Genomic DNA, 25,417 nt, shown 5'->3' on the forward strand with positions numbered 1-25,417 from the left:
AGCCTATCATTTTATTCTAAAAAAACAATCTTTCCTGAAAAATTTCAACAAAATAAAGCAGCCATAAACATTTTTTTGAAAGAATGCCGGCTGCTTTTTATAAAAAATTTATCTTCATAAAATAAATTCAATTTCTTCTTTGCTTATTTTAATTGTTGCTAGAATTTTTCAAAAAACTTGCTAGAGCAGTAGGCTGTCAAAAAATGTCAATGCTGATTTCTAATAGTCTGCCCGCTAACCAGCAAGTTCAACGACAAATATGTTTTTTATTCTGAAGGCTCCACGTGAATGTCCGTATCAAAAACACCACAGTTTAGCCGCAGCATCTCTTCAATTTCATCCGTGATTTGATGACTGCGGGCCACTGTCATCTGCGGGTCCATCGCCACGACAATATCTAAGAAAATATTGGCTCCATAAGACCGGCCACGAATATTTAAAACTTCTTCAATCCCAGGAATATTTTCAATTCGCTCGGTATAATCCGTCAGCAAGGTTTGATCAAAACCATCAGATAAGGAAAAGACACTATCTTTAAAGATATCAAAGGCCGTTTTTAAAATTAAGACCGCCACCCCAACAGCCGCTAAGCTGTCAATCCAGCCTAAATTAAAAGTTGCGGCTAACACGGCCACAGCTGTTGCAATACTTGTCCAAGCATCACTGCGATTATCCTTAGCCGCTGCCAAAAGAGCTGAGCTATTAACTTTTTGTGAGAGCTTTTTATTATAAAAATAAACTCCGTACATAAAGGCAGCCGAGACGACACCGACAATTGCCGCCACCAAGTCTGGCGCTTGTGTGTTACCAGAAATTAAATTAGTGATGGAGGAATAAAAAACCTCGAGCCCGACCATCAGCATAATGAACGAGGTGACTAGACTAGCAACATTTTCTGCCTTCCAATGGCCATAGCGATGTTCTTCATCCGCTGGTTTTTGGGCCAAGCGCAAACCGATTAAAACCGCCACCGAGGCAATAATATCTGTCACATTATTTAAACCATCAGCTCGTAAGGCCTCCGAATTTGCTAAATTTCCAACTGCCAGTTTGACAATCGAGACCAAGATATAAGCGATAATACTGATAATCGCACCCTTCTCAGCTTGTCTTAATTCCCGTGAGCGTTCTTCAATCATCTAATCCCTCCAAAAAAGTAACTTTTACGAGTGTATTACTTTTTTGGAAACAAGTGTTGAAAATTTGAAAAATATAATCATTTTGGCTTTCAGAAATTTTTTTTTGGGCATCCTAAAATTAAAATTTTGGGAAACCTGTTTTTATTGAAACACCTCTTCAACAAAACTAATTTTCTGCGTTTCTATATCGACAGTTACCGCTAACCCGTATGGCAAAACACAGCGAGGTGCGCAATGACCAAAGTTGACATTGGTCACAATCGACAGCTTCGAATTTGCCACAATTTTTTTCAAACTTGCGTGATACTCTTCGTAAAAAATTTCATTTGCTGGCTTACCGACAATCACCCCCGCAATTACTTGAAACAGACCGTAATCCTTAAGTACCTGCAATTTCTCGGCAAACATTTGAGGATTCGGCTGACCCGCAGCAGTCTCGATAAATAAAATTTTCCCCTGCCACTCACTCAGCTCTGGAAAAAGCTGATAAGTTTGATTAACAACTGCTTCTTCGACATGATTGGCGCCTGTGATTAAATCGGCTAAGCTGTCCAAACAGCCGCCTAACAGCTTACCAGAAAAACTTTTTGTCCCTTGTAACAACTCAAAGCCTTTTGCATCAGCTTGCTCTATCAATTGAGAATCGGTCTCCTGATACCAGACTGGGCTTGGTTCAATCATTTTGATTTCAGGAAAATCACCTAGAAAGTTTTTAAAATACCTTTTTGTATAAGGCAGCATTTCCTTCGTCTCTTCCCCTAAGTCATTCAGAAAACTCGGACCATAAAACGTCTGTAGACCTAATTTGTAAAACATCAAATGATTAATTGTACTATCTGAATAGCCGCAAAAAATCTTAGGTTGATTGGCAACTAACTCTTTAAATTCAGAATCCGCCAGCAGATAAGGAATCGTTCGAAAGGTATCTTCACCCCCGATGGCACAAATTATCCCTTTAATAGAAGAATCTGCAAAGGCTGCCTTTAAATCCGCAGCCCGCTTTTCAGGGTGAGCTTGAATAAAGTCAATTCCTTTAAGAGCGTGCTCCATAAAAATCGGTTCTAAACCAAATTGTTTTAAACGTTTAGTCGCAATTGCAACCCGCTGAGCTGCTTCTGGTTCACCTAAAATGCCAAAGGACAAGCTGACAATTGCAATTCTATCCCCCTGTTTTAAGCGCTGAGGTTTACGCATCCGCATCTACCGTCACCGCTAAAGAATTTATTTTTGAAAACAATTGAGCATCGACAAAGCCTGTTTCGTTTTTTATAAATCCTCTCAGAGTTCCTTCCAATTCAAAGCCATTTTTTTCAGCGACCCTTTGACTTTTCAAATTGCCAGCTTCTGTGATAAGCCCTAAACGATGTAACTGCAATTCTGTAAAAGCAATCTCGCAGACCTTATTCAAAGCTCGACTGACGATGCCGCGATTTTGCTCCTTTTGACTAAGCCAGTAGCCAATTTCCCCTTGGCGATTGACCAAATCAATTCCATGGATATCAATAGTCCCCACTGGTTGATTATTCACCAAAATAATCGCCAGCCACAGTTCGCCATCAATCATCTTTTTTGCAGACATTTTCAAATAGTTTTCTTCATCGGCTGCTGTTTTAGTTTCAGCAACCCAAGGCATCCAGCGACCCAACTCTTGCCGGTCTTCTTCAACTACGGCAAACAAAGCGGCAGCATCACTTTTATCAGGAAACTTTAAAGCAAGCTCATTATCAATTCTTATCGTAAACATGGGGTTCTCCTTTTTTTCTATTAAGCGTACCATTCCCAACTTCAAAAACAAACAAAAAATCAGCAGAAGGAGGTAATTGACAAAGCTGATTTGCAAGTAAGCCAAGACTTAATTGCAAATCAATCCTCATCACCTCGGCTCTGCTGATTGTCTATTTAAAATAATTGGCAGTGGTTAATTCGTCCTGCTTTAATTGTGTGATTAAAGCGTCAGCTCCATTAAAGGCCACTTGGTCGCGAATAAAATGATTCCAACGGACGGAAACTTGTTCGCCGTAAATATCTTGATGGAAATCTAAAATATAAATTTCCACTGTCAAGCCCCGGCCGGCGCCAAAGGTATCGTTATGGCCGATTGAACCCATAGCCGGATACCATGTATCACCGATACGTAGCTCGCAGACATAAACACCTTCTTTAGGTAAACGGACCGAACTGCGCAATTTAATATTGGCAGTTGGAAAACCAAGCTCACGGCCACGAGCATCCCCGTGCATCACAGTGCCGTCAATTTCATAGATATATCCTAAGAGGCGAGTAACTTCCTCCATATCCCCTTGGTCCAGCATTTCCCGAATGCGAGTTGAGCTGACTTTCGCACCATCTTTTTCCTGCTTGCCGATAGTCACAACTTCAAAGCGACCTTTTGCATACAGCGGCAAATGTTGCACATCGGCAATATCTTTTGGCCCATAGGTATAATCAAAGCCGGAAACCGCATATTTTGCGTGGAGGCCAACAATATATTGATCGACAAAGTCTTGTGGCTTCAAGCTGGCAAAGGCTGAAGTAAATTCAATTTCATAAAGATAATCGACGCCTAAGTTCTCCATCAGTCTTTCTTTTTGTTCGCTACTGGTCAAGTATTTCATTGACTCGGCTTCAATTTTTTGAAAAACAATTGACGGATGCTGATTGAATGTCATGAGAGCCAATTTTAGTTGGTGCTGATCAGCCAATCTGCGGCCTTCATTGATAACAGCTTGGTGCCCTAGATGGACGCCGTCAAAAAAACCTAAGACTAAGACAACATCAGCTTGAGGAATTTGTTCTGGTTGATAGGGGTGACGAATTTTAATAATTTCCATAATTGACAGTCCTTTATTCAATAATTTCGCTGAGTTGATTGCGAATCACTTTGCTTGGTTTTAATAAAAATGCTTTGCTGGGATGTTCTTTATAAATGCTGACTAATTTTTCTCGGTAAAAAACAGCGACTTCCTCATGGTACTCTGACGGAATGTGAAAGTCTTTTTTTGTTTGCGGAACACCATTTTTTACTTGTTCCCACAATTCATCCGATAAATCGACACGGGGAAACTGGCTAACGGCAGCTTCGATTGGTAAAAAAATCGCTGCAAGCTGATTTTCGCTGACCAACTCTTGCACCTGTGCTAAAGTTAAAGCCTGCTCTTTCGTAAAGCCACCGCTGGCTATGCGGGTTAAATCCGACATGTGGGCGGGTACACCTAATTTTTTTCCCGTATCAACAGCTAAAGTTCTAACATAAGTGCCTTTACCGCACACCACTTTAAAGCGCCAAGTTTGCGTCCCAGCAACCTCATCAAAAAAAGGCTCGCTAGTTCGCTCAAAGCTTTCAATCAGTGCTTTGCGTTCAGGTCGTTCGATAGTTTCTCCATTGCGGGCATATTCATATAAGCGTTTGCCATTGACTTTGACTGCCGAATACATTGGCGGAATTTGGGTAATTTCACCAACAAAGGCTGCCATTGCCTGATCAATTTCTGCTTTAGAAAAAGGTTGACCTAATTTTTCAGCAGCCACCAATTCACCACTGGCATCTTCAGTCGTTGTCGAAAAACCTAATGTAATGGCTCCTTCATAGGTTTTGCCGGAATCTGTCAGGTATTCAATAACCTTAGTGCCTTTCCCGACACAAATCGGCAGAACGCCGTCTACATCAGGATCTAAGGTGCCGCCGTGACCGACTTTTTTTGTCTGTAAAATTTTACGCAATTTAAAAACGCAGTCATGACTCGTCATGCCTCGTTCCTTCCACAAAGGTAAAATTCCTTCCATGAAGTTCCTCCGCTATTTAAAAATTTCTCGTTTTTTAGATTGTTTATTGTAAACCAACCTAAACATTATAACACAAGATCCATTGGTCCGGCAGTTTCTGCTGTCGAAGCAATGGATGCTTTTAATGCTTTTGATAATTCGGATCAAACTCATCAGTTTCAATATAGATATAACATTTTTTATCTGGTAAGGCTTCCCGGATAGTTCTTTCAATCTCATTGATAATTAAATAGCCTTCTCCTTCTAAATCGTGAATAATATCAATTTTAGCAGCAATCATAATTTCATCTGCACTCAGGTGAACGGTTTTAATATCCAAAAGATGCGCAATTTCCGGCCGTTGAAAGGCTTGCCGGATTTTAATTAAATCCTGTTCTGTAACACTTTCGCCAATTAATAAACTATAAAATTCTTTAGCTAAGAAAATTGCCGCACCCATCAACAATAAGCCAATCAACAATCCGCTAACTGCATCAAAAATTGCATTGCCGGTGATTGCCGTTAACACCGTGCCGACAAAGGCTAAGCAGAGACCGATTATCGCACAAAAATCTTCAGTGAAAATAATTAAAACCTCACTGTGGCGGGATTCGTGCAGGTACTTAAACAATGGCAGCTTCTCAGTGTTTAACTCATTAATTTCTTTAATAGCTACTCGTAGTGAACTACCTTCAACTAACATACCAAAGATTAAAATTCCCATCACTAGCCAAAGACTTTCAACTTCATGACTAGGATGAAAAATCTTTTCCAGGGCCTCCATCACACCGAGAGCGCCACCACCAAAAAAGAGCATCGTCGCAACTAGGGTACTGAAAAAATATTTTGCGCGACCTTCCCCAAATTGGTGCAAGGTGCTTTGACCTCGCTTGGCTATTTTATCGCCAAAGAGCAATAAGATTTGATTGGCGCAGTCCACCACACTGTGAATGCTTTCGTTCAACATTGCAGCACTACCACTGAAAATATAGCCGACAAATTTACTGATGGCCACTAAAATGTTAGCAGCTAAAGCGGCTAAGACCGCCGTCATCCCCTGTGATTTTGCTTCCAAATAGATTCCTTCTTTCATCAACAATTTATTATAGAAAAGTTTGCTGGGAAAAGCAAAGCAGAGCCTCCTTTATAAAAGAAAAAGCCGGCTGGAAATTGCTTTTCCAGCCGGCCTTGTATCAATCTTAATCTTCTTTATTCAAGTTGCGTAATAATTCATCAATGTGATTGCCGTATTTAACCGACTGATCCACTTCAAAAATTAATTCGGGCGTTTTATACAAACTTAAGGCATGGCCAAGCTCCCGGCGAATTAAGCCCTTCGCTTTTTCCAAGCCTTCAGCAGCTTTTTCTTGGTCTGAAGCTAAGTCAGACAAGACACTGTAATAAATTGTCGCCTGCTGTAAATCACCGGTAACGTGAACATCGGTAATGTTCACGTCTTGCACCCGGGGATCGCGCACTTTTTTGCGTAAAATTTGATTGACTTCTTTTAAAATTTCTTGACCGACTCTGCGATCACGATAGTTAGCCATCAGAACGGCCTCCTTTAAATTTTTTCATTTAGTCTTTTTTGATTTCTTCCATAACAAAGCCTTCGATGATGTCATCAACTTTCAAGTCGTTGAAGCTTTCAATCATCGCACCGCATTCATAACCCATGCGAACTTCTTTAACGTCATCTTTAAAGCGTTTCAAGCTGGCTAATTTACCTTCAAGAATAACGATACCGTCACGGATTACCCGAACACCGCTATCCCGTTGAATCAAGCCTTCTGTCACGTAACAGCCGGCAATCGTTCCAACTTTTGAAACTTTGTATAATTCCCGGACAATCATTTGACCGGTAATTTTTTCTTCAAATTCAGGGTCTAACATACCCTTCATTGCTGTTTCAATTTCTTCGATTGCTTTATAGATAATCCGGTGTAAACGAATATCCACTTCTTCTGCTTCCGCTTGTTGACGAGCTTGTGGTGTCGGCCGCACATTAAAGCCGATAATAATCGCATTACTTGCCGCAGCTAACGTAACATCACTTTCGTTGATGGCACCAACTGCCGAGTGAACGATTTTAACACGAACGCCTTCGACATCAATTTTTTGTAGTGAAGCTGCTAAAGCTTCTGCAGAACCTTGCACGTCAGCTTTGATGATGACGTTCACTTCTTTCAGTTCGCCTTCCTTCAAGCTTTCAAACAAGTTGTCTAAAGTAACCCGAGAAGTAATCGCCCTTTGTTCTAGCAATGCTCGTTTCGCTCTTTCTTCACCAGCTGCTCTGGCAGATTTTTCGTCTTCAAAGACTACGAAGCGATCGCCGGCCTGCGGTACATCACTGAGACCAGTGATTTCAACTGGTGTTGCTGGTCCCGCTGTTTTATCGCGGCGGCCTAAATCATTTGCCATCACCCGCACACGACCAAAGGTATTGCCGACAACGATTGGGTCGCCGACGTTTAAAGTTCCGTTTTGCACCAATAATGTTGCAACTGGCCCTTTACCTTTATCTAAACGAGCTTCAATAACTGTTCCGATTGCTCTTTGTGTTGGATCAGCTTTCAAGTCTTCCACTTCAGCAACTAGTAAAATCATTTCCAACAATTCTTCAATATTTTGACCAAACTTCGCTGAAATCTCAACAAAGATAGTGTCACCACCCCAAGCTTCTGGAATTAATTCATGTTCACTTAATTCCTGCATCACATGTTGTGGGTTCGCTCCTGGTTTATCAATTTTATTGACAGCAACGATAATTGGCACCTTCGCAGCTTTGGCATGGTTGATTGCCTCAACAGTTTGCGGCATTACACCGTCATCAGCAGCGACAACTAAAATCGTAATGTCGGTGATGCTGGCACCACGAGCCCGCATGCTAGTGAAGGCCGCGTGTCCTGGTGTATCCAAGAAAGTGATTGGTTTGCCGTCAATTTCAATTTGATAGGCCCCGATATGTTGGGTAATCCCGCCGGCTTCACCACTAGTTACTCGAGAATGACGCAAGGTATCTAGTAACGTTGTTTTACCATGGTCAACGTGACCCATGATTGTGACAACTGGTGGTCGTGGCACTAATTTTTCTTCGTTAACTTCTTCTGGTTCGAAGAATTTATCAATGTCAGCGATATCGACAGTAATTTTTTCTTCTGATTCCATACCGTAATCAGTCGCTAATAATTCAATCGTATCTTTATCTAAGCTTTGGTTTTGATTGACCATCACACCCAGCAGGAATAATTTTTTGATAATTTCCGCTGGCTCCCGATGGATTTTTTTAGCGATATCAGCTACGTTCATGCCTTCAGTGTATTCCAACACCTCTGGTAATTCTCTGAACTTACGTTGTGGCATTGGTGCTTTAGGCGTCGTATTTTGTTGCTGCCTGCCCTTCTTGCCCTTTTTATTGCGATTGCGATTTTGGTTGTTGCCAAAGCCGCCTTCACGATAATTATTGCCTTTGCCACGATTTCTTTGGTTAGCCGGAGCCGCATCAGCCTTAGTAAATACTTTAGTCCGTTCCGGTTTTTTATTTTCTTGCCGTGTTGCATCGGCAGCTGGCTGTTGTGCAGCTGGACGAGTATTGGTCGGGCGGTTTTGATTGCTGTTTTGATTTTGTGGACGTTGTTGCGTTTGTCCGCCTTGGGCATTGCCGGTTGGGCGATTGCCACCAGTATTATTGCCAGTTGGCCGATTAGGATTAGTCGGCCGGTTGCCGCCTTGTTGATTACGGTTTTGACTTTGACTTTGATTGCGATTTTGATTATTTTGACGCATTTGTGGTTTTTCATTGGCGATTTCATTCATCGCTGCTTTGGTTGCCGCTAATTTATCTTGACCAATTCTTGAGGCACTTGCGCCACCGCCATGCAATACTTTAGGATTGCGATCTTGTTGGCGGGGATTATTACCTTGGCCACGATTTTGGTTGTTGCGGTTTTGATTTGGATTTTGACCCCGGTTTTGGTTGTTGCGATTTTGATTCGCATCCGTCCGGTTTTGATTATTTTGCGGGCGTTGTCCTTGATTTTGACGCTGACCGCCTTGATTATTATTGGTATTGCCTTGACCAGAGCGTTGATCATTGCCGCGGTTGCCTTGATTGCGGTTTTGATTGCCTTGTTGTCCAGCTGCTCCTGGTTTTGGTTGGTTGCGATTAACAAAATTTGGATTATTCAGAGAACTACGACCTCTCATTTTTTTCTTTTCGCCTTGACTTTGCGGGTTTGTGGGATTCGCTGGTTTTGCATCTTGATTAGTAGTTGCTTGGGCTGGTGCTTTTGGTGCGGTTGCTGCTTTCGGTGCAGCTGGCGCTTTTGTTGTGCTCAAAGCTGATTTCAGTTTTCCTTCATCACCTTCTGAGATTGAACTCATGTGGTTTTGCACATCCATCCCTAAGCTCTTGGCCTTATCAACTATTTCCTTACTGCTTTTGTCTATTTCTTTTGCAAGTTCATAAATTCTTTTTTTCCCCATGCAATCACCTTCCCTAACCTTTGATTAGCTCTGTAAATTTTTTGGCAAACCCCTCGTCAGCCACGACAATTACTGACCGCTTACGGCCAATTGCGCTGCTGAGAGTCAGCATGTCAAATGTATCATTCACAAGAACTTGGTAGTATAGACTTTTGTCTTTAATTTTCTTCATGGTATTTTGACTGGCATCGGCCGCTACAAAAACAAATTTTGCTTGGCCTTTTTGAATGGCTTTGACCGCCAATTCTTCACCTGTCACCAGTTTTCCCGCACGCATCGCAATGCCCAGGAGGTTTAAAATCGCTTGTTGATTAGTTGCCAAACAATTCTCTCCTTGCTTTTTGATGACTCACATAATCTAATAGTTCTTGATAAAAGGCATCGTCGAGAGTCGTCTCTAAGACGCGATCAAGAATATGTTTATCCCAAGCCTGTTGAACTTCTGCGGGCTCAATCGCCACATAAGCGCCACGGCCGGGTAATTTTCCACTAGGATCAATTGAAACTTGTCCTTCTTTGGAACGGGTAATGCGAATCAGTTCCTTCTTCGGTTTCATTTCACCGGAGACGACTGATTTTCTTAAAGGAATTTTCCGTTGTTTCATCTGGCTCGCCTCCTTTTTTAAGTAAAGCTATTCGTCTTCTTCGTTAATAATTTCTTCAACGACTTCGACTGCATCATCCTCAGTTGCCGCTTCTGTTTCCACAAACGTTTCTTCTGGATCAATTTCTAATTGATCCGCGCCAGAAAGAACTTCATCGTCATAAATTTCTTCTGCAACAGCTTCATCGGCATATTCTTCTGCATCTAGTTCTGCATAGAAATCTGCCATATCTGTTTCAGATTTAATATCAATTTTGTGGCTTGTCAATTTAGCCGCTAAACGAGCATTTTGGCCCCGTTTACCAATTGCCAAAGACAATTGATGGTCCGGCACAACAACTGTACAAGCTTTCGGATTTTCTTCATCGAAAATAACGTCAATGACTTGCGCTGGATTTAAAGAGTTGGCAATAAAGACTGCCGCATCCTCGTCCCACTCAACAATATCCATGTTTTCGCCTTTTAATTCGTTGACAATCGCTTGCACCCGTTGACCTTTTGGCCCTACACAAGTACCAACTGGATCAATGTTAGGATCATTTGAGCGCACCGCAATTTTTGAACGATCGCCGGCTTCTCTAGCAATGCTGACAATTTCGACAGTTCCATCATAAACCTCTGGTACTTCTTGTTCAAACAAGCGACGCAATAAATCTGGATGGCTGCGGCTGACAAAGACTTGCGGGCCTTTTGAAGTATTTTCCACTTTTGAAACGTAGACTTTAATCCGATCATGGGCTTGATAAAATTCATTCGGCATTTGATCTTGTTTAGACAAAACAGCTTCAATCTTACCTAAATTGACATAGATATAACGGTGGTCTTGCCGTTCAACAATCCCCTGCATAATATCTTTTTCATAGGCACTGAACTCATTATAAATAATCGTCCGTTCTGCTTCTCTCACCCGTTGCAAAATAACTTGCTTTGCCGTTTGAGCAGCAATCCGACCGAAATCCTTTGGCGTGACTTCAAAACGGATTTTATCGCCTAATTCATAAGCGGCGTTAATCTTGATGGCTTCTTCTAAAGAAACTTCTAATTGCGAGTCCATCACTTCTTCTGTCACTTCTTTAACAGAATAAACATGAATATCGCCTTTTTTCATGTTGAATTCGACTTCAACATTTTGCGATTGACCGTAATGGCGCTTATAGGCAGAAACTAACGCTGCTTCCAAGGCTTCCACGACAATCTCTTTGCTGATTCCTTTTTCTGCTTCTAAAGCGTCTAAGGCATTTAACATTTCTTTGCTCATTTTATTTTTCCTCCACCGATCTAAAATTGAATTGCTAAACGAGCTTTGGCAATATTCTTTCGATCAATTGTCAATTCTTTTTTGCGGGTTTTAATTGGCACACTCAAAATCAGCTGGCCTTCATCAAGGGACATTAGAGTTCCTTCTATTTGTTTGTTGCCATCGATTGCTTGATAGAGATTCACATGGATAAAATTCCCAACAGCTTTTTGATAGTCAGCTTCTTTTTTCAATGGACGTTCCGCACCGGGAGATGATACTTCTAAATAATAGGCTTGGGGGATTGGATCGGGATCCAAGGCGTCTAATTTTTCACTTAGCTGCTCACTGACAAAGACACATTCCTCGATATCAATGCCGCCGTCTTTGTCAATATAGACCCTTAAAAACCAATTTTTTCCTTCTTTTACAAATTCAACTTCAACTAATTCAAAATGTTGTTCTTCAACAATTGGTAACACTAAATCAGTTACTGTTTCCACAACGCTACTCAACTGCACAGCCTCCTTCAACTTGGGTTACTCAATCCATTAAAAAGAGTGAGGGAAAAAATCCCTCACTCGACTAAGTATCATTACCACAGATAATATAACATGGTTTTCATGTATTTTCAAGTTTTTACCGTAATTACACCCTTTTTCATTAGAAAAACCTCAAAATTAATGAAAGCTGCTTTGCTAAGTGCTTGCAGGATTAAAATTATCTGCCATTTAAAAATAGGAAAATGTTGCAGAGCTTCATATTAAATAGCCTCAAATCAGTAGCCTCAAGACTTAGGCTAAGCAGCTAAAGCTTGAGGCCACAGTTAAACATTTTATTTCACGTTTTTCAAAAACCAAACTTACAGCATATCAAACAAGGACAATTGATTTTCATCTGGTAAATCTTTTAAAACTCCATTATCGTTCATGTACTCGATTAAAGTTTTGGAAACTTTTCCGCGATTGGCCAAATCTTCTTTAGATAAGAAGGCTTGCTCCTCACGAGCGGCAACAATTTGCTTCGCCACGTTGGCGCCTAAACTTGGCACAGCTCTAAATGGCGCAATCAAGGTATCGCCATCAATTACAAAATTTTCGGCGTCTGATTTATACAAATCAATCATACCAAACTGATAGCCCCGCTCCAGCATTTCATTACAGATTTCTAAAACCGTTAACAGATTTTTTTCTTTCGTGGAGGCATCTAAACCTTTTTCATTGATTTCCTTCATGCGGGCCTTAACAGCCTCTTTGCCTTTAGCCATCGCTACTAAATCAAAATCATCTGCCCGCACAGAAAAATAGGCACAATAATAAAGAATTGGGAAATAAACTTTATAATACGCCACCCGCAACGCCATCAATACATAGGCCGCCGCATGGGCTTTCGGGAACATGTATTTAATTTTTGAACAAGAATCAATGTACCATTCCGGAACATTATTTTCCCGCATTGCTTTAAGATAGGTATCGCGCACCTCATCATCAATTTTATTCCAGAGACCTTTACGCACAGTTTCCATAATTTTGAAGGCCATGCCGTCATCTAAACCGGCATGAATCAAATAGACCATGATATCATCCCGACAGCCAATTACTTCGGCCAGTGTGGCATCTCCTCGGCGAATTAATTCTTCCGCATTCCCCAACCAAACATCGGTACCGTGGGAAAGTCCAGAAATTTGTAATAGCTCAGCAAATGTTGACGGATGGGTTTCCTCTAACATGCCCCGAACAAAACGCGTCCCGAATTCAGGAATTCCCAACGTACCAGTTTTTGAAAAAATTTGTTCACTGGCTACATTCAAAACATCCGGTCCAGCAAAAATCCGCATAACCTCAGGATCGTCGGTGGGAATAGTTTTCGGATCGATGCCGGATAAATCTTGGAGCATCCGAATCACGGTCGGATCATCGTGTCCGAGAATATCCAACTTCAAAACATTATCGTGAATTGAATGGAAATCAAAATGGGTCGTTTTCCATTCGGCATTTTGGTCATCGGCTGGAAATTGAATCGGCGTAAAATCATAGACATCCATGTAATCGGGGATAACAATAATCCCCCCCGGATGCTGCCCAGTTGTCCGCTTAACTCCGGTTGCGCCTTTTGATAAGCGGTCAATCTCAGCGTTGCGCAAATGCAAATTATTGTCCCGCTCATAACCTCGAACAAAGCCATAAGCTGTTTTATCCGCAACCGTGCCGATGGTTCCTGCCCGGAAAACATATTCTTCACCAAACAAAACCTTCGTATAATTATGGGCCTCAGCTTGATATTCACCAGAAAAGTTTAAATCGATATCGGGGACTTTATCCCCGTGGAAACCTAAAAACGTTTCAAAGGGAATATCGTGACCGTCTTTAAAGAGGCGGTGTCCACAATTCGGACAATTTTTCTCCGGCATATCAAAACCAGAGCCATATGTTCCATCTTCAAAAAATTCTGAGTATTGACAATTAGGACAATGATAGTGAGGGGCTAATGGATTGACCTCTGTAATTCCGGTCATCGTTGCCACAAAGCTTGACCCAACTGAGCCCCGTGACCCAACTAAGTAGCCGTCTTCCATACTCTTATGCACCAATTTTTGCGAAATTAGATAAATTACCGAAAAGCCGTTGCCGATAATTGAATCCAATTCTTTTTTCAAACGCTTTTCAACAATCTCCGGCAGGGGATCGCCATAAAGTTCCTTCGCTCGGTTATAACTTAAATTCGTAATTTCCTCTTCTGAGCCGGGAATTTTTGGTGTATACAAATCATCTTTAACCGGAATTACTTCGTCACACATCTCAGCAATCTGATTTGGAGTCTCCACGACAACTTTTTTCGCTAATTCAGCGCCTAAAAATTGAAATTCGGACAACATTTCATCCGTCGTTCTAAAATGAACTTGCGGTAGACTGTGGCGATTCAATGGATTGGCGCCCCCCATTGAATTTATTAGGACCTTGCGATAAATAGCATCCTCTGGATCGAGATAATGAACGTTACCGGTCGCCACCACGGGTTTATCCAGCTCATCAGCAATTCTAATCAGATTGCTGAGAATTTCTTCTAAATCTTTTTCTGACTTAATCATTTCTTGTTCGAGTAATGGTGCGTAGACGGGCTTTGGCATAATTTCAATGTAATCATAAAATTTTGCCCGGCTCTTGGCCTCTTCAATCCCTTTTTGCATCATCGCTTCAAAAATTTCGCCTTTGTCACAGGCGGAGCCAACTAATAAACCTCCTCGCAGTTTATTTAATTGGGAACGGGGAATCCGGGGAACCCGTTCAAAATAATTGACGTTTGACATCGAAATCAATTTAAAAAGATTTTTTAAACCTGCCTGCGTTTTAGCAAGGATTGTCGCATGAAAAGGTCGAGCCCGCTTATAGGAATCCCCTTCGCCGATATGTTCGTTTAATTGGTCGTGGAAAAACATTTCATGATTTTCCATCGCTTCTTTAACAAAAATCCACGCTAGATGTCCGGTTGCCTCCGCATCATAGACAGCTCGGTGATGCTGTTCTAAATTAACCCCGAATTTTTTTGATAGGACGCCAAGTCCAAAACGTTTAAAATCAGGATACAAATAGCGGGCCAGTTCCAGCGTGTCAATAACCGGATTTTCAGCTTCGGGAATCTCGTATTTGCCATAGCTCGTATTTAAAAAACCCATATCAAAGGAGGCGTTGTGGGCCACTAAAATCGTATCTTTCGAAAATTCCATAAAGAGCCGCAGCACTTCTTCTTCTGATTTTGACCCTCTCACCATCTCATCGGTAATCCCAGTTAGATTAATCGTCGTTTGGGAAAGCGGATGACCGGGATCGATAAATTGCTCAAAGGTTTCTAAAACATTGCCTTTGTGCATTTTTACTGCGGCTAGCTCAATAATCGTATCATAAACCGCAGAAAGTCCCGTGGTTTCCACGTCAAAGACAACATAAGTAGCATCGCTTAAATTTACATGAGCATCGTTGTAGGCAATTGGCACACCGTCATCAACAACATTGGCTTCCACTCCATATAAAATTTTAACGCCCGCTTTTTTACCAGCGGCGTGGGCATCAGGAAAAGCCTGTGCTCCAGCATGGTCAGTAATGGCAATTGCTTTATGGCCCCATTTTCCAGCTTGAGCAACTAAGTCCTTGACACTATTGGTAGCATCCATCGTGCTCATATTACTGTGTAAATGCAGCTCGACTCTTTTTTCGTCTTCAGGGGCATAATCTTTTCGGGGAGCGTGTTTGACTTCAATTAAGTCTTGACCGTTCATCACCAAGTCCTTCATAAAGCTATCTTCTTGAATACTCCCCCGCACTTTGACCCAACTGCCGACACTGATAGCATCAAAAACTTGTTCATCTTTTTCGTTGTTGGAAAACTTTTTAATACTAAAGGAAGATGTATAATCGGTCACTTTAATTAAAAGCATTTTCCGTTTTGAACGCAGCTCGCGAACTTCTTTATCGAAGATTAAGCCTTCGACAGTCACTCGTCGTTCTTCTTCTTGGATATTCACCATCGGCGTCACAACTTCATCACTTGGAATATTACGACCCAATTGGATTGGTCCAGACAACTCGGCAACCTTAGATTTTTGTTCTTTACGTTTTTCTTCGTGATTGGCCAGGCTCTCAGCTGCTTGCTGCTGGAAAATTTCCTGTTGTTCCCGTTGGCGTTCTTCAAATAAACTCTGCACTCTTTGAGCTTGTTCTTCGTCAATCTGAGGAATAATTTGGAATTTCTGAAAGCCAAAATTTTCATATTGTTGTTGAACTTTAGGGAAATATTGCTGTTTCAAATAATCAACAACCGCCACAGCTTCAATCGGCAAAATAATTTTTTTGTCTTGAATAACCGGCAGCTGATTACAGACAACTTTTTTGGCCAGTTGGCTGTCAATTTCTTGGGCCGCCAATGCCAGAGGCCAATAAGCCTGCAGCAGTTCTTCTGTATAATTTGCATCATCAGCAACAATTGTAAAAGTTGTTGCCGCAATATCTTGAAAAGCTAAAGCTAAATTGGTTTGCAGGTTTTGATAGAGGGCCACCGGCAAAATAGCAGGAAAGCGGAGGGTAAATTCCCACAGGCGGGATTTTTTATGGACAACAACACTTTCGATTTCACCAGCAGCGATTAGCGGCTCCGCTAAGGTTGCAGCATCCAATTGCATTTGTCCTAATAATTTTTCAAATAATTCACGTTTTTCTGACAAAATAATCCCTCTCTCATCTGAAATTCAGTACTTATCAGTATACCCTTTTTAGTCGTTTTTTTCATTAAAAACTCTTGCTGATTTTTGAGACAAGAGAAAAACACCAGCCGGCAGCTGATGTTCTCTCAAAACTTATTCGCTAGGATTTAATAAAATATTTAAAGTTGAAGCCAACTCATCTTTTCTGACTTCAATCATTTCCCCAGTGTTTTGAATTTTTACTTCAACGATACCGTCGACTGCTTTTTTACCAACAGTAATTCGAATCGGGCAACCGATTAAATCAGAGTCGGTGAATTTCACGCCAGCCCGTTCATTGCGATCATCCACTAAAACTTCATAGCCGACTTGCTTCATTGCTTCTTCAACTTCAGCGGTTAGCCGGGTTTGATACTCATCTTTGACATTCATTTGAATGATATGCACATCAAACGGTGCGATTCCCGCTGGCCAGTGGATACTTTTTTCATCAGCATTTTGCTCGACGATAGCCGCCAATAAACGGCTGACACCAATACCATAGCAACCCATTGTCACAGCTTTTTCCCGACCATTTTCATCTAAAACTTTTGCATCCATCGCTTCACTATAGCGGGTGCCAAGTTTGAAAATATGGCCGATTTCAATTCCTTTGGTAAAAGCTAATACACCAGAACCATCCGGTGAAGGATCGCCTTCTTTCACGTAACGCAAATCAGCATACTCACTAACAGAAAAATCCCGAACAGAATTAACGTTTTTATAATGGAAATCCGTCTCATTGGCGCCAGCAATCCCATTGGAGATATCCTGTACAAATAAATCAGCGTAGACTTTCACGTTTTCAGCAATACCCACTGGCCCAATCGAACCAAAGTCAGCGTTAAAGTTTTCTTTGACGTCTGCTTCTGCCGCTTCTTCTAAGTAATCGACCTTTAAAAAGTTTTTTAATTTAATCTCGTTAACTTCGTGATCTCCCCGGACTAAAACTAAGACTGGTTGACCATCTGCCATAAATAAAATGGATTTAATAATTTTCTTTGGCGAAATTTCAAAGAAGTCCGCAACTTCTTGAATCGTCTTAACATTTGGTGTCGCAATTTTTTCGAGTTCGCCTAAAGACTCCCTTGAGATACTTGGCGAGTATTCACTGGTAGCCATTTCTAAATTGGCTGCGTAATCACTTTCCGTTGAATAGCAAATCGTATCTTCACCGATGTCAGCAATCGCCATAAATTCCTTGGAATCTTTGCCCCCCATCGCTCCGCCATCACCGATAATCGCCCGAAACTCTAAACCGCAGCGCTCAAAAATTTTATGATAGGCAGCCTCATAACTTTTGTAGCCTTCGTTTAAACTTTCCTCAGAATCATGAAAAGAATAACCGTCCTTCATAATGAATTCCCGTCCCCGCAGTAATCCAAAACGTGGTCGCTTTTCATCCCGAAACTTTGTTTGGATTTGATACAAGGAAAGAGGCAACCGTTTATAGGAATTGATTTCATTCCTGATTAATTCCGTGAAGGCTTCCTCATGGGTGGGACCTAAAATCATATCCCGCTGATTGCGATCGCTTAAACGATATAAACTTGGCCCGTAAGTTTCATAACGGCCTGATTCCTTCCACAACTCTGCCGGTAATAAAGCCGGCATCAGCATTTCAATCGCATCGATTTTCGCAAATTCTTCCCGCATAATGCCCTTTAATTTCTCCAAGACCCGATTGGCTAAAGGCAAGTAGGAATAAATCCCCGCTGACACTTGGCGAATAAAACCACCCCGCAAGAGCATTTGATGACTCAGTGCTTCAGCATCTGCTGGAACTTCCCGCAGGGTTGGAATCAACATTTTTGACTGTTTCATTTTTAAATCTCCTCGTCTTACGATTGGTTCATCAACTAGCTAAAATAAAAAGCGTTGAATATCGTTCCAGGTTACAAAAATCATTAAAAGCATTAAGCAACCAAAACCAATCAAAGTTAAAATTCCTTCTTTTTCAGGACTAATTGGCTTGCCTCGTATTCCTTCAATTAGATTTAAGACAATTTTCCCACCATCCAAAGCCGGAATCGGCAATAGATTCATGATGCCCAGATTAACTGACAGCATCGCCATGAAGCTAATGACTGTCATTAAACCAGAATTAGCTGCCTCAGAAGACATTTGGAAAATGGCCACTGGTCCACCTAATTGATTTAAACTAAAGTTGGTTACCAGACGACCCAGTGCTTGGAAGATACCTAGCGAGTTGGCAATTGTCGCAGAAAAACCGCTAGCAATTTTATCGAAGACACTAGTCTCAATTAAAGCTGGACTCACCCCAATCATGCCGTAAGTTTCATCACCAGAGACGGTCGCTGCTGGCGTTAAATCAATTGTTAGCTCTTCACCAGCACGTTCAACTTCAAGCGTTATTTCTTCATCTGGACTGGCTTGAATATCGGTCTGCATTTCTGTCCAAGTCGTTACGGCTTCTCCGTCTACTGATAGAACCGTATCGCCGGATTGCAAACCGGCGCTGGCGGCAACACTATCTGCTTGAATGTCTCCAAGGGTTGTCGAATTAGAATCATAGACACCACCCCGCATAAAAGCAACCACAATAAATAAAACTACCGCTAAAATAAAATTATTCATCGGACCGGCAAAGTTCGTTAATAAACGCTGCCATAATTTTGCTGATTGAAATTGCACATCCCGCGGAGCAATCCGAATTTCAATGCCGTCAGGTTCAATAATTGTGGCGTCGTGGTCGACATTGTAAGTCACCACTTCAGACTCATCACCATTGACATAACCAGAAATCGTTAAAGCATCCACTAAATCATGCTCAGTCAATTCTAAAGGAATGCCGTGGGTTAATTGAACTTTTTTACTGGTATTGATTTTGACAACTTTATTGTGTTGATCGAGCTCAACTGAAATCGGCATCCCGGGAGTCATCTCAACTTCCTCTTCGCCGTTGCCAGCCATCCGCACATAACCACCAATTGGTAGCAAACGCAATGTATAGGTAGTGCCGGTTTTATCCCGGTACCCCCAAATCTTTGGTCCCATACCAATCGCAAATTCTCTTACTAAAATTCCCGAGCGCTTTGCGAAAAAGAAATGACCAAACTCATGAACTAAGACGATTACGCCAAAGACAATAATAAAGGTTATAACTGTTCTCATTTGAAATCCTTCCTTTGTTTTCATTTTCTAACAAAGTTTTCTCAACCTTGTAAGGAGTTTACACTAAGTTTGTTCTATAAAACAAGCTTAATTTTAGCATACTAGCGGGCTTCTGACCATTTTCTCTCAAAAATCAACAGTTTTTTATTGGTCTATCAGTCTTTTAAATTTTTTGTGAAATTTTAAAATTTTTAAAAAAACTGGCAGGTTTGCCTAGAGTCATTTACTAAGGCTTAGTATCAGCCTTGCCCCTATGCAAAAACCCTGCAGCAAACACCTGCATTTTGCAAAAAGACTAAAAGTTTTCCAGTCTACGGTAAAAGAAGTTTAAAAGACTTAATCTAGGAGCTGAATCTAAAAACTTTTTTAGAAAAATCTTTTTGGTTGCTTGAATTATCAATGCAAAATGAAATAGTTTTATTGATTTAAATCGGATTAATTTCTTCTCTGCAACTCTGAAATCATTTTTTCAGCTTGTTAATCTGAGCAATATTTTTTTAGTTGCCTCAAACAATACAGAATTAATTCAAATAAGCGTATTATTTGAAACGATTTTTTCAACATCCGCCTCTAACAAATTCTGATAGTTGCCATAATAGGAACTGATAAACAGAATGAATCCGCTATGACTTGTTCCATAAGGAAATATGCTAGAATGATATTAATGAAAGCGCTATTTCGAAAAGGAGGCAATACTGTGAAAAATCGTTGGTCAATTGATGAATTAAGGCAGCAAGTTGCGCTATTAGATGGGCAAGGCTCACCAAATTTGGTGTTAAAAAATGCGACTTACTTAAATGTTTACTTGAGACGGTGGGACCAAGGTAATCTCTGGATTTATCAGGATAGAATTATTTATGTCGGTGAGGAAATGCCAGAGGAATTAACGGATGTCGAAATCATGGACTGTACAGATCTTTTTTTAGTCCCAGGCTATATTGAACCGCATATCCATCCAAGTCAATTTTATAATCCAGTTTCGCTGGCAGAATATGCAGCCAAGCTTGGGACCACAATGCTGATTAATGACAATTTATTTTTCTTGATGACACAGCCAACAAAAAACTTGTTTGCGATGATGGAGGCGATTAGCCAGCTACCAACGACTACTTTTTGGTGGGCCCGTCTGGACAGCCAGACCGAATTTTTACCAGGCAACAATTTGTTTAATACTGAAATGATTCTGGATTGGTTGGATAATGAACACGTCATTCAAGCAGGAGAATTAACTGCTTGGCCCCGCCTATTAAAAGGCGACGATGAATTACTTAGTTGGATGTTGGAAACCAAAAAGCGAAACAAAAAAATTGAAGGCCATTTCCCCGGCTCTTCTGCAAAAACTTTAGCCAAACTTAAATTGCTGGGAGCTGATGCTGACCATGAGGCGATGACGGGAGCTGAAGTTATGGCGAGAATTCAAAATGGCTATATGGTGACTTTGCGGGATTCTTCGATTCGTCCGGATTTAGATGTGCTATTAGACGATTTACTGGCAGCGGGCGTCAACGAATTTAGCCGCTTTATGCTGACAACAGACGGTGGTCATCCATATTTTTATGAAAATGGCATCACTGATCGTTTAATCAAAATGGTTTTGGCTAAAGGCATTCCTGAAACACAAGCTTATAACATGGCGACGTTTAACGTAGCCAACTATTATGATATCGAAGATCAATACGGCTCACTAGCAACTGGCCGGATTGCTAATATCAATTTCTTGCAGGATAAAAAAAATCCTACACCTGTCCATGTCTTAGCCAAGGGCCAGTGGGTTAAAAAAGGTACCGAGACAACCACGGCTTATCAGAATTTCAATTGGACTGAATTTGGCTTCGGGCCAGCGAAAATTGATTGGGATTTAACTGCAAACGATTTTGATATTGAGACAACTGTCGGTATTCATGTCATCAACAATGTAATTACTCGCCCTTATGAAAAAAATTTTTCTGGCACCTTTAGTCAAGCGAAATTGGATGCTGATGAAGCGCTGATTGTGAAACTAGACAAACAAGGAAAATGGCGGGTCAGCACCTTTATTAAAGGCTTTGTCAGTTCCTTGGGGGGCATGGCCACCACTTATTCTGGCACGATGGATCTTTTATTAATTGGTAAAAATCAACCGGACATGACACTGGCCTTTGAGCGTTTAAAAGCAATTGGCGGCGGCCTTGTCTTGGTTGATAACGGTAAAATTATTTTCGAGTTACCTTTAGAATTAGACGGCCGCATGTCTTTATTGCCGATGGAACAATTGATTCAAAAGGATAAAGAGCTCAAAAAAATAATGGCAGCCCACGGATTTGCTTTTGCTGACATTGGTTTTGCTCTGATGTTTTTAGCAGCGACGCACCTGCCGTTTATTAGGATTACACCAACGGGAATTTTCGATGTGAAAGCAAACCAGCTATTAATTCCTTCTGTTTCTCGTTAATAAAAAACTGCAGCCGACAAGAATAGTTCTTGTTCGCTGCAGTTTTTTGTGACGACCTTTTAAAATAATCCAAATAAGTGCATGATTGGAAAAACAAATAGCAGGCTGTCAAAGCGATCTAGAATACCGCCATGTCCAGGTAAAATTTTTCCAGAATCCTTCACATCATAATGACGCTTGATGGCCGATTCGACTAAATCGCCAAATTGACCAAAGACTGAGAAGAAAGCCGCAAAGATAATCATTGCTAATAAACCGTGGTTAAAATATTGCTGTGCTGGATACAATAACGTAAAGATTAACGTGATAAACATTGCACAGCCAATGCCGCCTAACGCACCTTCAACAGTTTTATTCGGAGAAATGCTTGGTAAAAGTTTGCGTTTGCCATATTGACGACCAATCATATAGGCACCGATATCTGTCGCCCAAACAATAAATAGTGCCAAAATAACCATTTGAACACTGTGGGAACGGGCTGCAACTAAATTTTGGAAGCCGACACCGACATACAATGAAACAATTACGGGAAAACCGGCTTCGTCAATCGTGTAAGAATTATTGGAGATTACCCCAATTCCTAAAAGAACCATAACAATTAAATAATATAAAGTAAAATTGCTGATGCCGCTTGGTAAAAAGAAGAACCAACGCTCCACCGGTAAGACTAATAAAATTGCGCCTAGTGCTGACAGTCCACCCTCTAAACTTAGCAGTGTCAGCCCCCGCATTCTAAATAATTCATAAACCCCAACAACCGCTAACGCTGCCGCAACTATATCTAAGGGATATCCCCCATAGGCTATAATTGGAATAAAAAATATCAGGGCAATTACAGCAGTGATCACTCTTTGTCTCAATGCTCATCCTCCTCGTCTGCTGCTTCATCCAAACCGCCAAAGCGTCGATTGCGATTTTGATATGAAGCGAGTGCATGTTCTAATAATTCATCGTTAAAATCAGGCCACAAAGCCTCAGTAAAAAATAATTCGCTATAGGCAATTTGCCACAGCAGAAAATTGCTGATTCGCTCTTCGCCGCTAGTTCTAATCACTAATTCAGGATCGCGGTAGTCCGCTGGTAAAACGCCCGTCATCAAATGATCTGCAATGGCTGCATCGGTAATTTCCGTCACTAAGCGCTCACCGCTGGCAATTTCTTCGCCAATCGCTTGAACTGCCGATAAAATTTCAGCACGACCGCCATAGTTTAAAGCAAAATTCAAAATCATGCCCGTATTATTTTTCGTCTGCTCGATGGCATCAGCAACGGCTTTTTTAGTATGCTCTGGTAAAGCATCCCGATAGCCCATCACCTCAACCTTAACGTTTTCTTCAATTAATTCCGGTACGAACTTATCAAAAAAATCAACCGGCAGCTGCATCAAAAAATTAACCTCAGAGTCCGGCCGTTTCCAATTTTCCGTCGAAAAGGCATACAGCGTCAGCACCTTGACACCAATTCGTGAAGCCTGCTTGGTAATTCGTTTCACATTTTCCATGCCTTCTTTATGACCAGCCACCCGTGGCAGCCGGCGGTTTTGCGCCCAACGGCCATTGCCGTCCATGATAATCGCCACATGATTAGGAATAAATCCGGCTTTATCAAAAACCAGCTCACTTTCCGGCTGAACAAATTTATTTTTTTGTGGAAAAAAGCGTAACATGATTTTTCCTCCTACTTCATATTAAGGAATTAATTTTTTTCAAAAATTAGTTTGATTTTCATTCGTATATCATTCTGCTAAACATTGGTCTCGTTAAATTTGTTAACAATCAGTAAGAGCCATTTCTTCATTATAATACTGAGAAAAGCAGAACTGACATCCTACTTCGTACTAAGGTAATAAATTTTTCTAGAGAAATTTAATTTGATTTGCGAGTTCGTCTTAACCAAACAAATCCAATTAGTTGAATCGTATGCGTACTGATAAACTTAGATTTCAAATAAGGACCTCCAGAGAAATCTTCCTTTCTCTGTCAGTAGCCTCATCCGTATATCATTCTGCTAAACATCGGTGTCGCTAATTTTGTTAACAATCAGAAAAAGCTATTTCTAAATTGTATACTGCGAAAAGCAGAACTGACATCCTACTTCGTACTAAGGTAATAAATTTCTCTAGAGAAATTTAGTTTGATTTGCGAGTTCGACTTAACCAAACAAATCCAATTAGTCGAATCGTATGCATACTGACAAACTTAAATTTCAAATAAAGACCTCCAGAGAAATCTTCCTTTCTCTGTCAGTAGCCTCATCCGTATATCATTCTGCTAAACATCAGTGTCGTTAAATTTGTTAACAATCTGAAAGAGCCATTTCTTCGTTGTAATACTGCGAAAAGCAGAACTGACATCCTACTTCGTACTAAGGTAATAAATTTCTCTAGAAAAAATTAGTTTGATTTGCGAGTTCGACTTAACCAAACAAATCCAATTAGTCGAATCGTATGCGTACTGACAAACGTAAATTTCAAATAAGGACCTCCAAGGAAATCTTCCTTTCTCTATCAGTAGCCTTATCCGTATATCATTCTGCTAAACGCTAGTGTCGTTAAATTTGTTAACACATAGAAAAAAACTTTTTCTTTATTATTACTGCAAAAAGCAAAACTGAAAAGCTGATTCATCTCAAAATCAAACAATTAACCCTTATAAAGATACAGCATAAACCTTCTATACTACCAACCCTAGATTCCCAAACATTATATCAATAACTGGCGGCCTTGCCTATGAATATTCGTGAGTTTTGCCAGTCCTTAACTGCTTTTTAAAAAATTTACGGCGAAAAAAGAGCAGACCAGCGCCACAGCGCTTGCCTGCTCGTCTGCTTAAAATTAAACTTCTAGTAATTCTTTTTCTTTGTCAGCAGTGATTTGATCAATTTGTTTGATGCTGTTGTCTGTCAAAGTTTGAACTTGTTTTTCCATATCCCGCAAGTCGTCTTCTGTTAAGTCGCCGCTCTTTTGTTGTTTCTTGTAGTCATCAAGGGTATCACGACGGACGTTGCGGACTACGATTTTTGCTGATTCAGCAACTTTTTTTACTTCTTTGGCTAATTCTTTCCGACGTTCTTCTGTTAATTGCGGAATCACCAAACGAATCACATTCCCATCATTGGTTGGACTGATGCCGATGTCGCTGGCCATAATCGCTTTTTCGATATCACCAAGAGTGGTTTTGTCAAAAGGCGTAATCATTAAGACCCGTGCTTCAGGAATGTTGATTGAAGCCATTTGATTGACTGGTGTTGGTGCACCATAATAATTTACTTGAATACGATCCAAGAGGCTGGCATTGGCCCGGCCTGCTCTGATTTGTCCAAGTTCTCTTTGTAAAGCTTCCTCAGCTTTTTTCATTTTTTCTTTGGCACTGTCCATAATTGCATCTGCCAT

At 40.9% G+C, this 25,417-nt stretch carries 19 protein-coding genes; 1 reads left to right on the plus strand and 18 read right to left on the minus strand.

What is annotated here, in order from left to right:
• Window positions 1-266: 266 nt before the first annotated feature.
• From ACYSNU_RS08745 to rseP, 15 genes are all read right to left on the minus strand, one after another.
• Entirely contained in the window at window positions 267-1,139 is an 873-nt protein-coding gene (locus tag ACYSNU_RS08745; RefSeq protein ID WP_461736808.1) for a cation diffusion facilitator family transporter, read from the minus strand.
• 141 nt (window positions 1,140-1,280) lie between these two features.
• Window positions 1,281-2,339: a S66 family peptidase gene (locus ACYSNU_RS08750; RefSeq protein ID WP_461736810.1), complete on the minus strand. Its 1,059-nt coding sequence runs from the start codon at window positions 2,337-2,339 to the stop codon at window positions 1,281-1,283.
• Window positions 2,326-2,883: a GNAT family N-acetyltransferase gene (locus ACYSNU_RS08755; protein ID WP_461736812.1), complete on the minus strand. Its 558-nt coding sequence runs from the start codon at window positions 2,881-2,883 to the stop codon at window positions 2,326-2,328. Before ACYSNU_RS08755 ends, ACYSNU_RS08750 begins: the two co-directional genes overlap by 14 nt.
• Before the next feature lie 151 nt (window positions 2,884-3,034).
• Window positions 3,035-3,970, minus strand: a complete 936-nt coding sequence (gene ribF / locus ACYSNU_RS08760) for a riboflavin biosynthesis protein RibF (protein WP_461736814.1) — start codon at window positions 3,968-3,970, stop codon at window positions 3,035-3,037.
• Window positions 3,971-3,983: 13 nt separating this feature from the next.
• Window positions 3,984-4,922: a tRNA pseudouridine(55) synthase TruB gene (gene truB, locus ACYSNU_RS08765; protein ID WP_461736816.1), complete on the minus strand. Its 939-nt coding sequence runs from the start codon at window positions 4,920-4,922 to the stop codon at window positions 3,984-3,986.
• A 121-nt stretch (window positions 4,923-5,043) separates the two neighbouring features.
• On the minus strand, window positions 5,044-5,994 hold the full coding sequence (locus tag ACYSNU_RS08770) for a cation diffusion facilitator family transporter (RefSeq protein ID WP_461736818.1): 951 nt from the start codon (window positions 5,992-5,994) through the stop codon (window positions 5,044-5,046).
• A 106-nt stretch (window positions 5,995-6,100) separates the two neighbouring features.
• Entirely contained in the window at window positions 6,101-6,451 is a 351-nt protein-coding gene (rbfA, locus tag ACYSNU_RS08775; protein WP_265459163.1) for a 30S ribosome-binding factor RbfA, read from the minus strand.
• 28 nt (window positions 6,452-6,479) lie between these two features.
• Window positions 6,480-9,386, minus strand: a complete 2,907-nt coding sequence (infB, locus tag ACYSNU_RS08780) for a translation initiation factor IF-2 (protein ID WP_461736820.1) — start codon at window positions 9,384-9,386, stop codon at window positions 6,480-6,482.
• Between the two features lie 13 nt (window positions 9,387-9,399).
• Window positions 9,400-9,708: a YlxQ-related RNA-binding protein gene (locus ACYSNU_RS08785; RefSeq protein WP_461736822.1), complete on the minus strand. Its 309-nt coding sequence runs from the start codon at window positions 9,706-9,708 to the stop codon at window positions 9,400-9,402.
• Entirely contained in the window at window positions 9,698-9,991 is a 294-nt protein-coding gene (rnpM, locus tag ACYSNU_RS08790) for an RNase P modulator RnpM (protein WP_265459161.1), read from the minus strand. The genes ACYSNU_RS08785 and rnpM overlap by 11 nt, the downstream gene beginning before the upstream one ends.
• Before the next feature lie 27 nt (window positions 9,992-10,018).
• On the minus strand, window positions 10,019-11,248 hold the full coding sequence (gene nusA / locus ACYSNU_RS08795) for a transcription termination factor NusA (RefSeq protein WP_265459160.1): 1,230 nt from the start codon (window positions 11,246-11,248) through the stop codon (window positions 10,019-10,021).
• Window positions 11,249-11,268: 20 nt separating this feature from the next.
• Window positions 11,269-11,742 (minus strand): ribosome maturation factor RimP, encoded by a 474-nt coding sequence (gene rimP, locus ACYSNU_RS08800; RefSeq protein WP_461736824.1) that lies wholly within the window; start codon window positions 11,740-11,742, stop codon window positions 11,269-11,271.
• A gap of 347 nt (window positions 11,743-12,089) precedes the next feature.
• Window positions 12,090-16,442: a PolC-type DNA polymerase III gene (locus tag ACYSNU_RS08805; protein WP_461736825.1), complete on the minus strand. Its 4,353-nt coding sequence runs from the start codon at window positions 16,440-16,442 to the stop codon at window positions 12,090-12,092.
• 132 nt (window positions 16,443-16,574) lie between these two features.
• Complete coding sequence (locus tag ACYSNU_RS08810) at window positions 16,575-18,284, minus strand: proline--tRNA ligase (RefSeq protein ID WP_461736827.1); 1,710 nt, start codon at window positions 18,282-18,284, stop codon at window positions 16,575-16,577.
• 39 nt (window positions 18,285-18,323) lie between these two features.
• Window positions 18,324-19,595: an RIP metalloprotease RseP gene (rseP, locus tag ACYSNU_RS08815; protein WP_461736829.1), complete on the minus strand. Its 1,272-nt coding sequence runs from the start codon at window positions 19,593-19,595 to the stop codon at window positions 18,324-18,326.
• 697 nt (window positions 19,596-20,292) lie between these two features.
• Between rseP and ACYSNU_RS08820 the strand changes: the two genes are divergently transcribed.
• Window positions 20,293-22,026, plus strand: coding sequence for an adenine deaminase C-terminal domain-containing protein (locus tag ACYSNU_RS08820; protein WP_461736831.1), 1,734 nt, complete (start codon window positions 20,293-20,295; stop codon window positions 22,024-22,026).
• A gap of 59 nt (window positions 22,027-22,085) precedes the next feature.
• On the opposite strand, the gene ACYSNU_RS08825 is transcribed toward ACYSNU_RS08820, so the two are convergent.
• From ACYSNU_RS08825 to frr, 3 genes are all read right to left on the minus strand, one after another.
• Window positions 22,086-22,886, minus strand: a complete 801-nt coding sequence (locus tag ACYSNU_RS08825) for a phosphatidate cytidylyltransferase (protein ID WP_265459154.1) — start codon at window positions 22,884-22,886, stop codon at window positions 22,086-22,088.
• Window positions 22,883-23,692 (minus strand): isoprenyl transferase, encoded by an 810-nt coding sequence (locus ACYSNU_RS08830; protein ID WP_461736833.1) that lies wholly within the window; start codon window positions 23,690-23,692, stop codon window positions 22,883-22,885. The genes ACYSNU_RS08825 and ACYSNU_RS08830 overlap by 4 nt, the downstream gene beginning before the upstream one ends.
• Window positions 23,693-24,859: 1,167 nt before the next feature.
• Window positions 24,860-25,417, minus strand: a complete 558-nt coding sequence (frr, locus tag ACYSNU_RS08835; protein ID WP_461736834.1) for a ribosome recycling factor — start codon at window positions 25,415-25,417, stop codon at window positions 24,860-24,862.

It is taken from the genome of Enterococcus sp. LJL120 (assembly GCF_054871765.1).

Bases quoted from the DNA above. Each gene is read 5' to 3' on its own strand.
- ACYSNU_RS08745 (WP_461736808.1), bottom strand. From the start codon at position 1,139: ATGATTGAAGAACGCTCACGGGAATTAAGACAAGCTGAGAAGGGTGCG.
- ACYSNU_RS08750 (WP_461736810.1), bottom strand. From the start codon at position 2,339: ATGCGGATGCGTAAACCTCAGCGCTTAAAACAGGGGGATAGAATTGCA.
- ACYSNU_RS08755 (WP_461736812.1), bottom strand. From the start codon at position 2,883: ATGTTTACGATAAGAATTGATAATGAGCTTGCTTTAAAGTTTCCTGAT.
- ribF (WP_461736814.1), bottom strand. From the start codon at position 3,970: ATGGAAATTATTAAAATTCGTCACCCCTATCAACCAGAACAAATTCCT.
- truB (WP_461736816.1), bottom strand. From the start codon at position 4,922: ATGGAAGGAATTTTACCTTTGTGGAAGGAACGAGGCATGACGAGTCAT.
- ACYSNU_RS08770 (WP_461736818.1), bottom strand. From the start codon at position 5,994: ATGAAAGAAGGAATCTATTTGGAAGCAAAATCACAGGGGATGACGGCG.
- rbfA (WP_265459163.1), bottom strand. From the start codon at position 6,451: ATGGCTAACTATCGTGATCGCAGAGTCGGTCAAGAAATTTTAAAAGAA.
- infB (WP_461736820.1), bottom strand. From the start codon at position 9,386: ATGGGGAAAAAAAGAATTTATGAACTTGCAAAAGAAATAGACAAAAGC.
- rnpM (WP_265459161.1), bottom strand. From the start codon at position 9,991: ATGAAACAACGGAAAATTCCTTTAAGAAAATCAGTCGTCTCCGGTGAA.
- nusA (WP_265459160.1), bottom strand. From the start codon at position 11,248: ATGAGCAAAGAAATGTTAAATGCCTTAGACGCTTTAGAAGCAGAAAAA.
- ACYSNU_RS08810 (WP_461736827.1), bottom strand. From the start codon at position 18,284: ATGAAACAGTCAAAAATGTTGATTCCAACCCTGCGGGAAGTTCCAGCA.
- rseP (WP_461736829.1), bottom strand. From the start codon at position 19,595: ATGAGAACAGTTATAACCTTTATTATTGTCTTTGGCGTAATCGTCTTA.
- ACYSNU_RS08830 (WP_461736833.1), bottom strand. From the start codon at position 23,692: ATGTTACGCTTTTTTCCACAAAAAAATAAATTTGTTCAGCCGGAAAGT.
- frr (WP_461736834.1), bottom strand. From the start codon at position 25,417: ATGGCAGATGCAATTATGGACAGTGCCAAAGAAAAAATGAAAAAAGCT.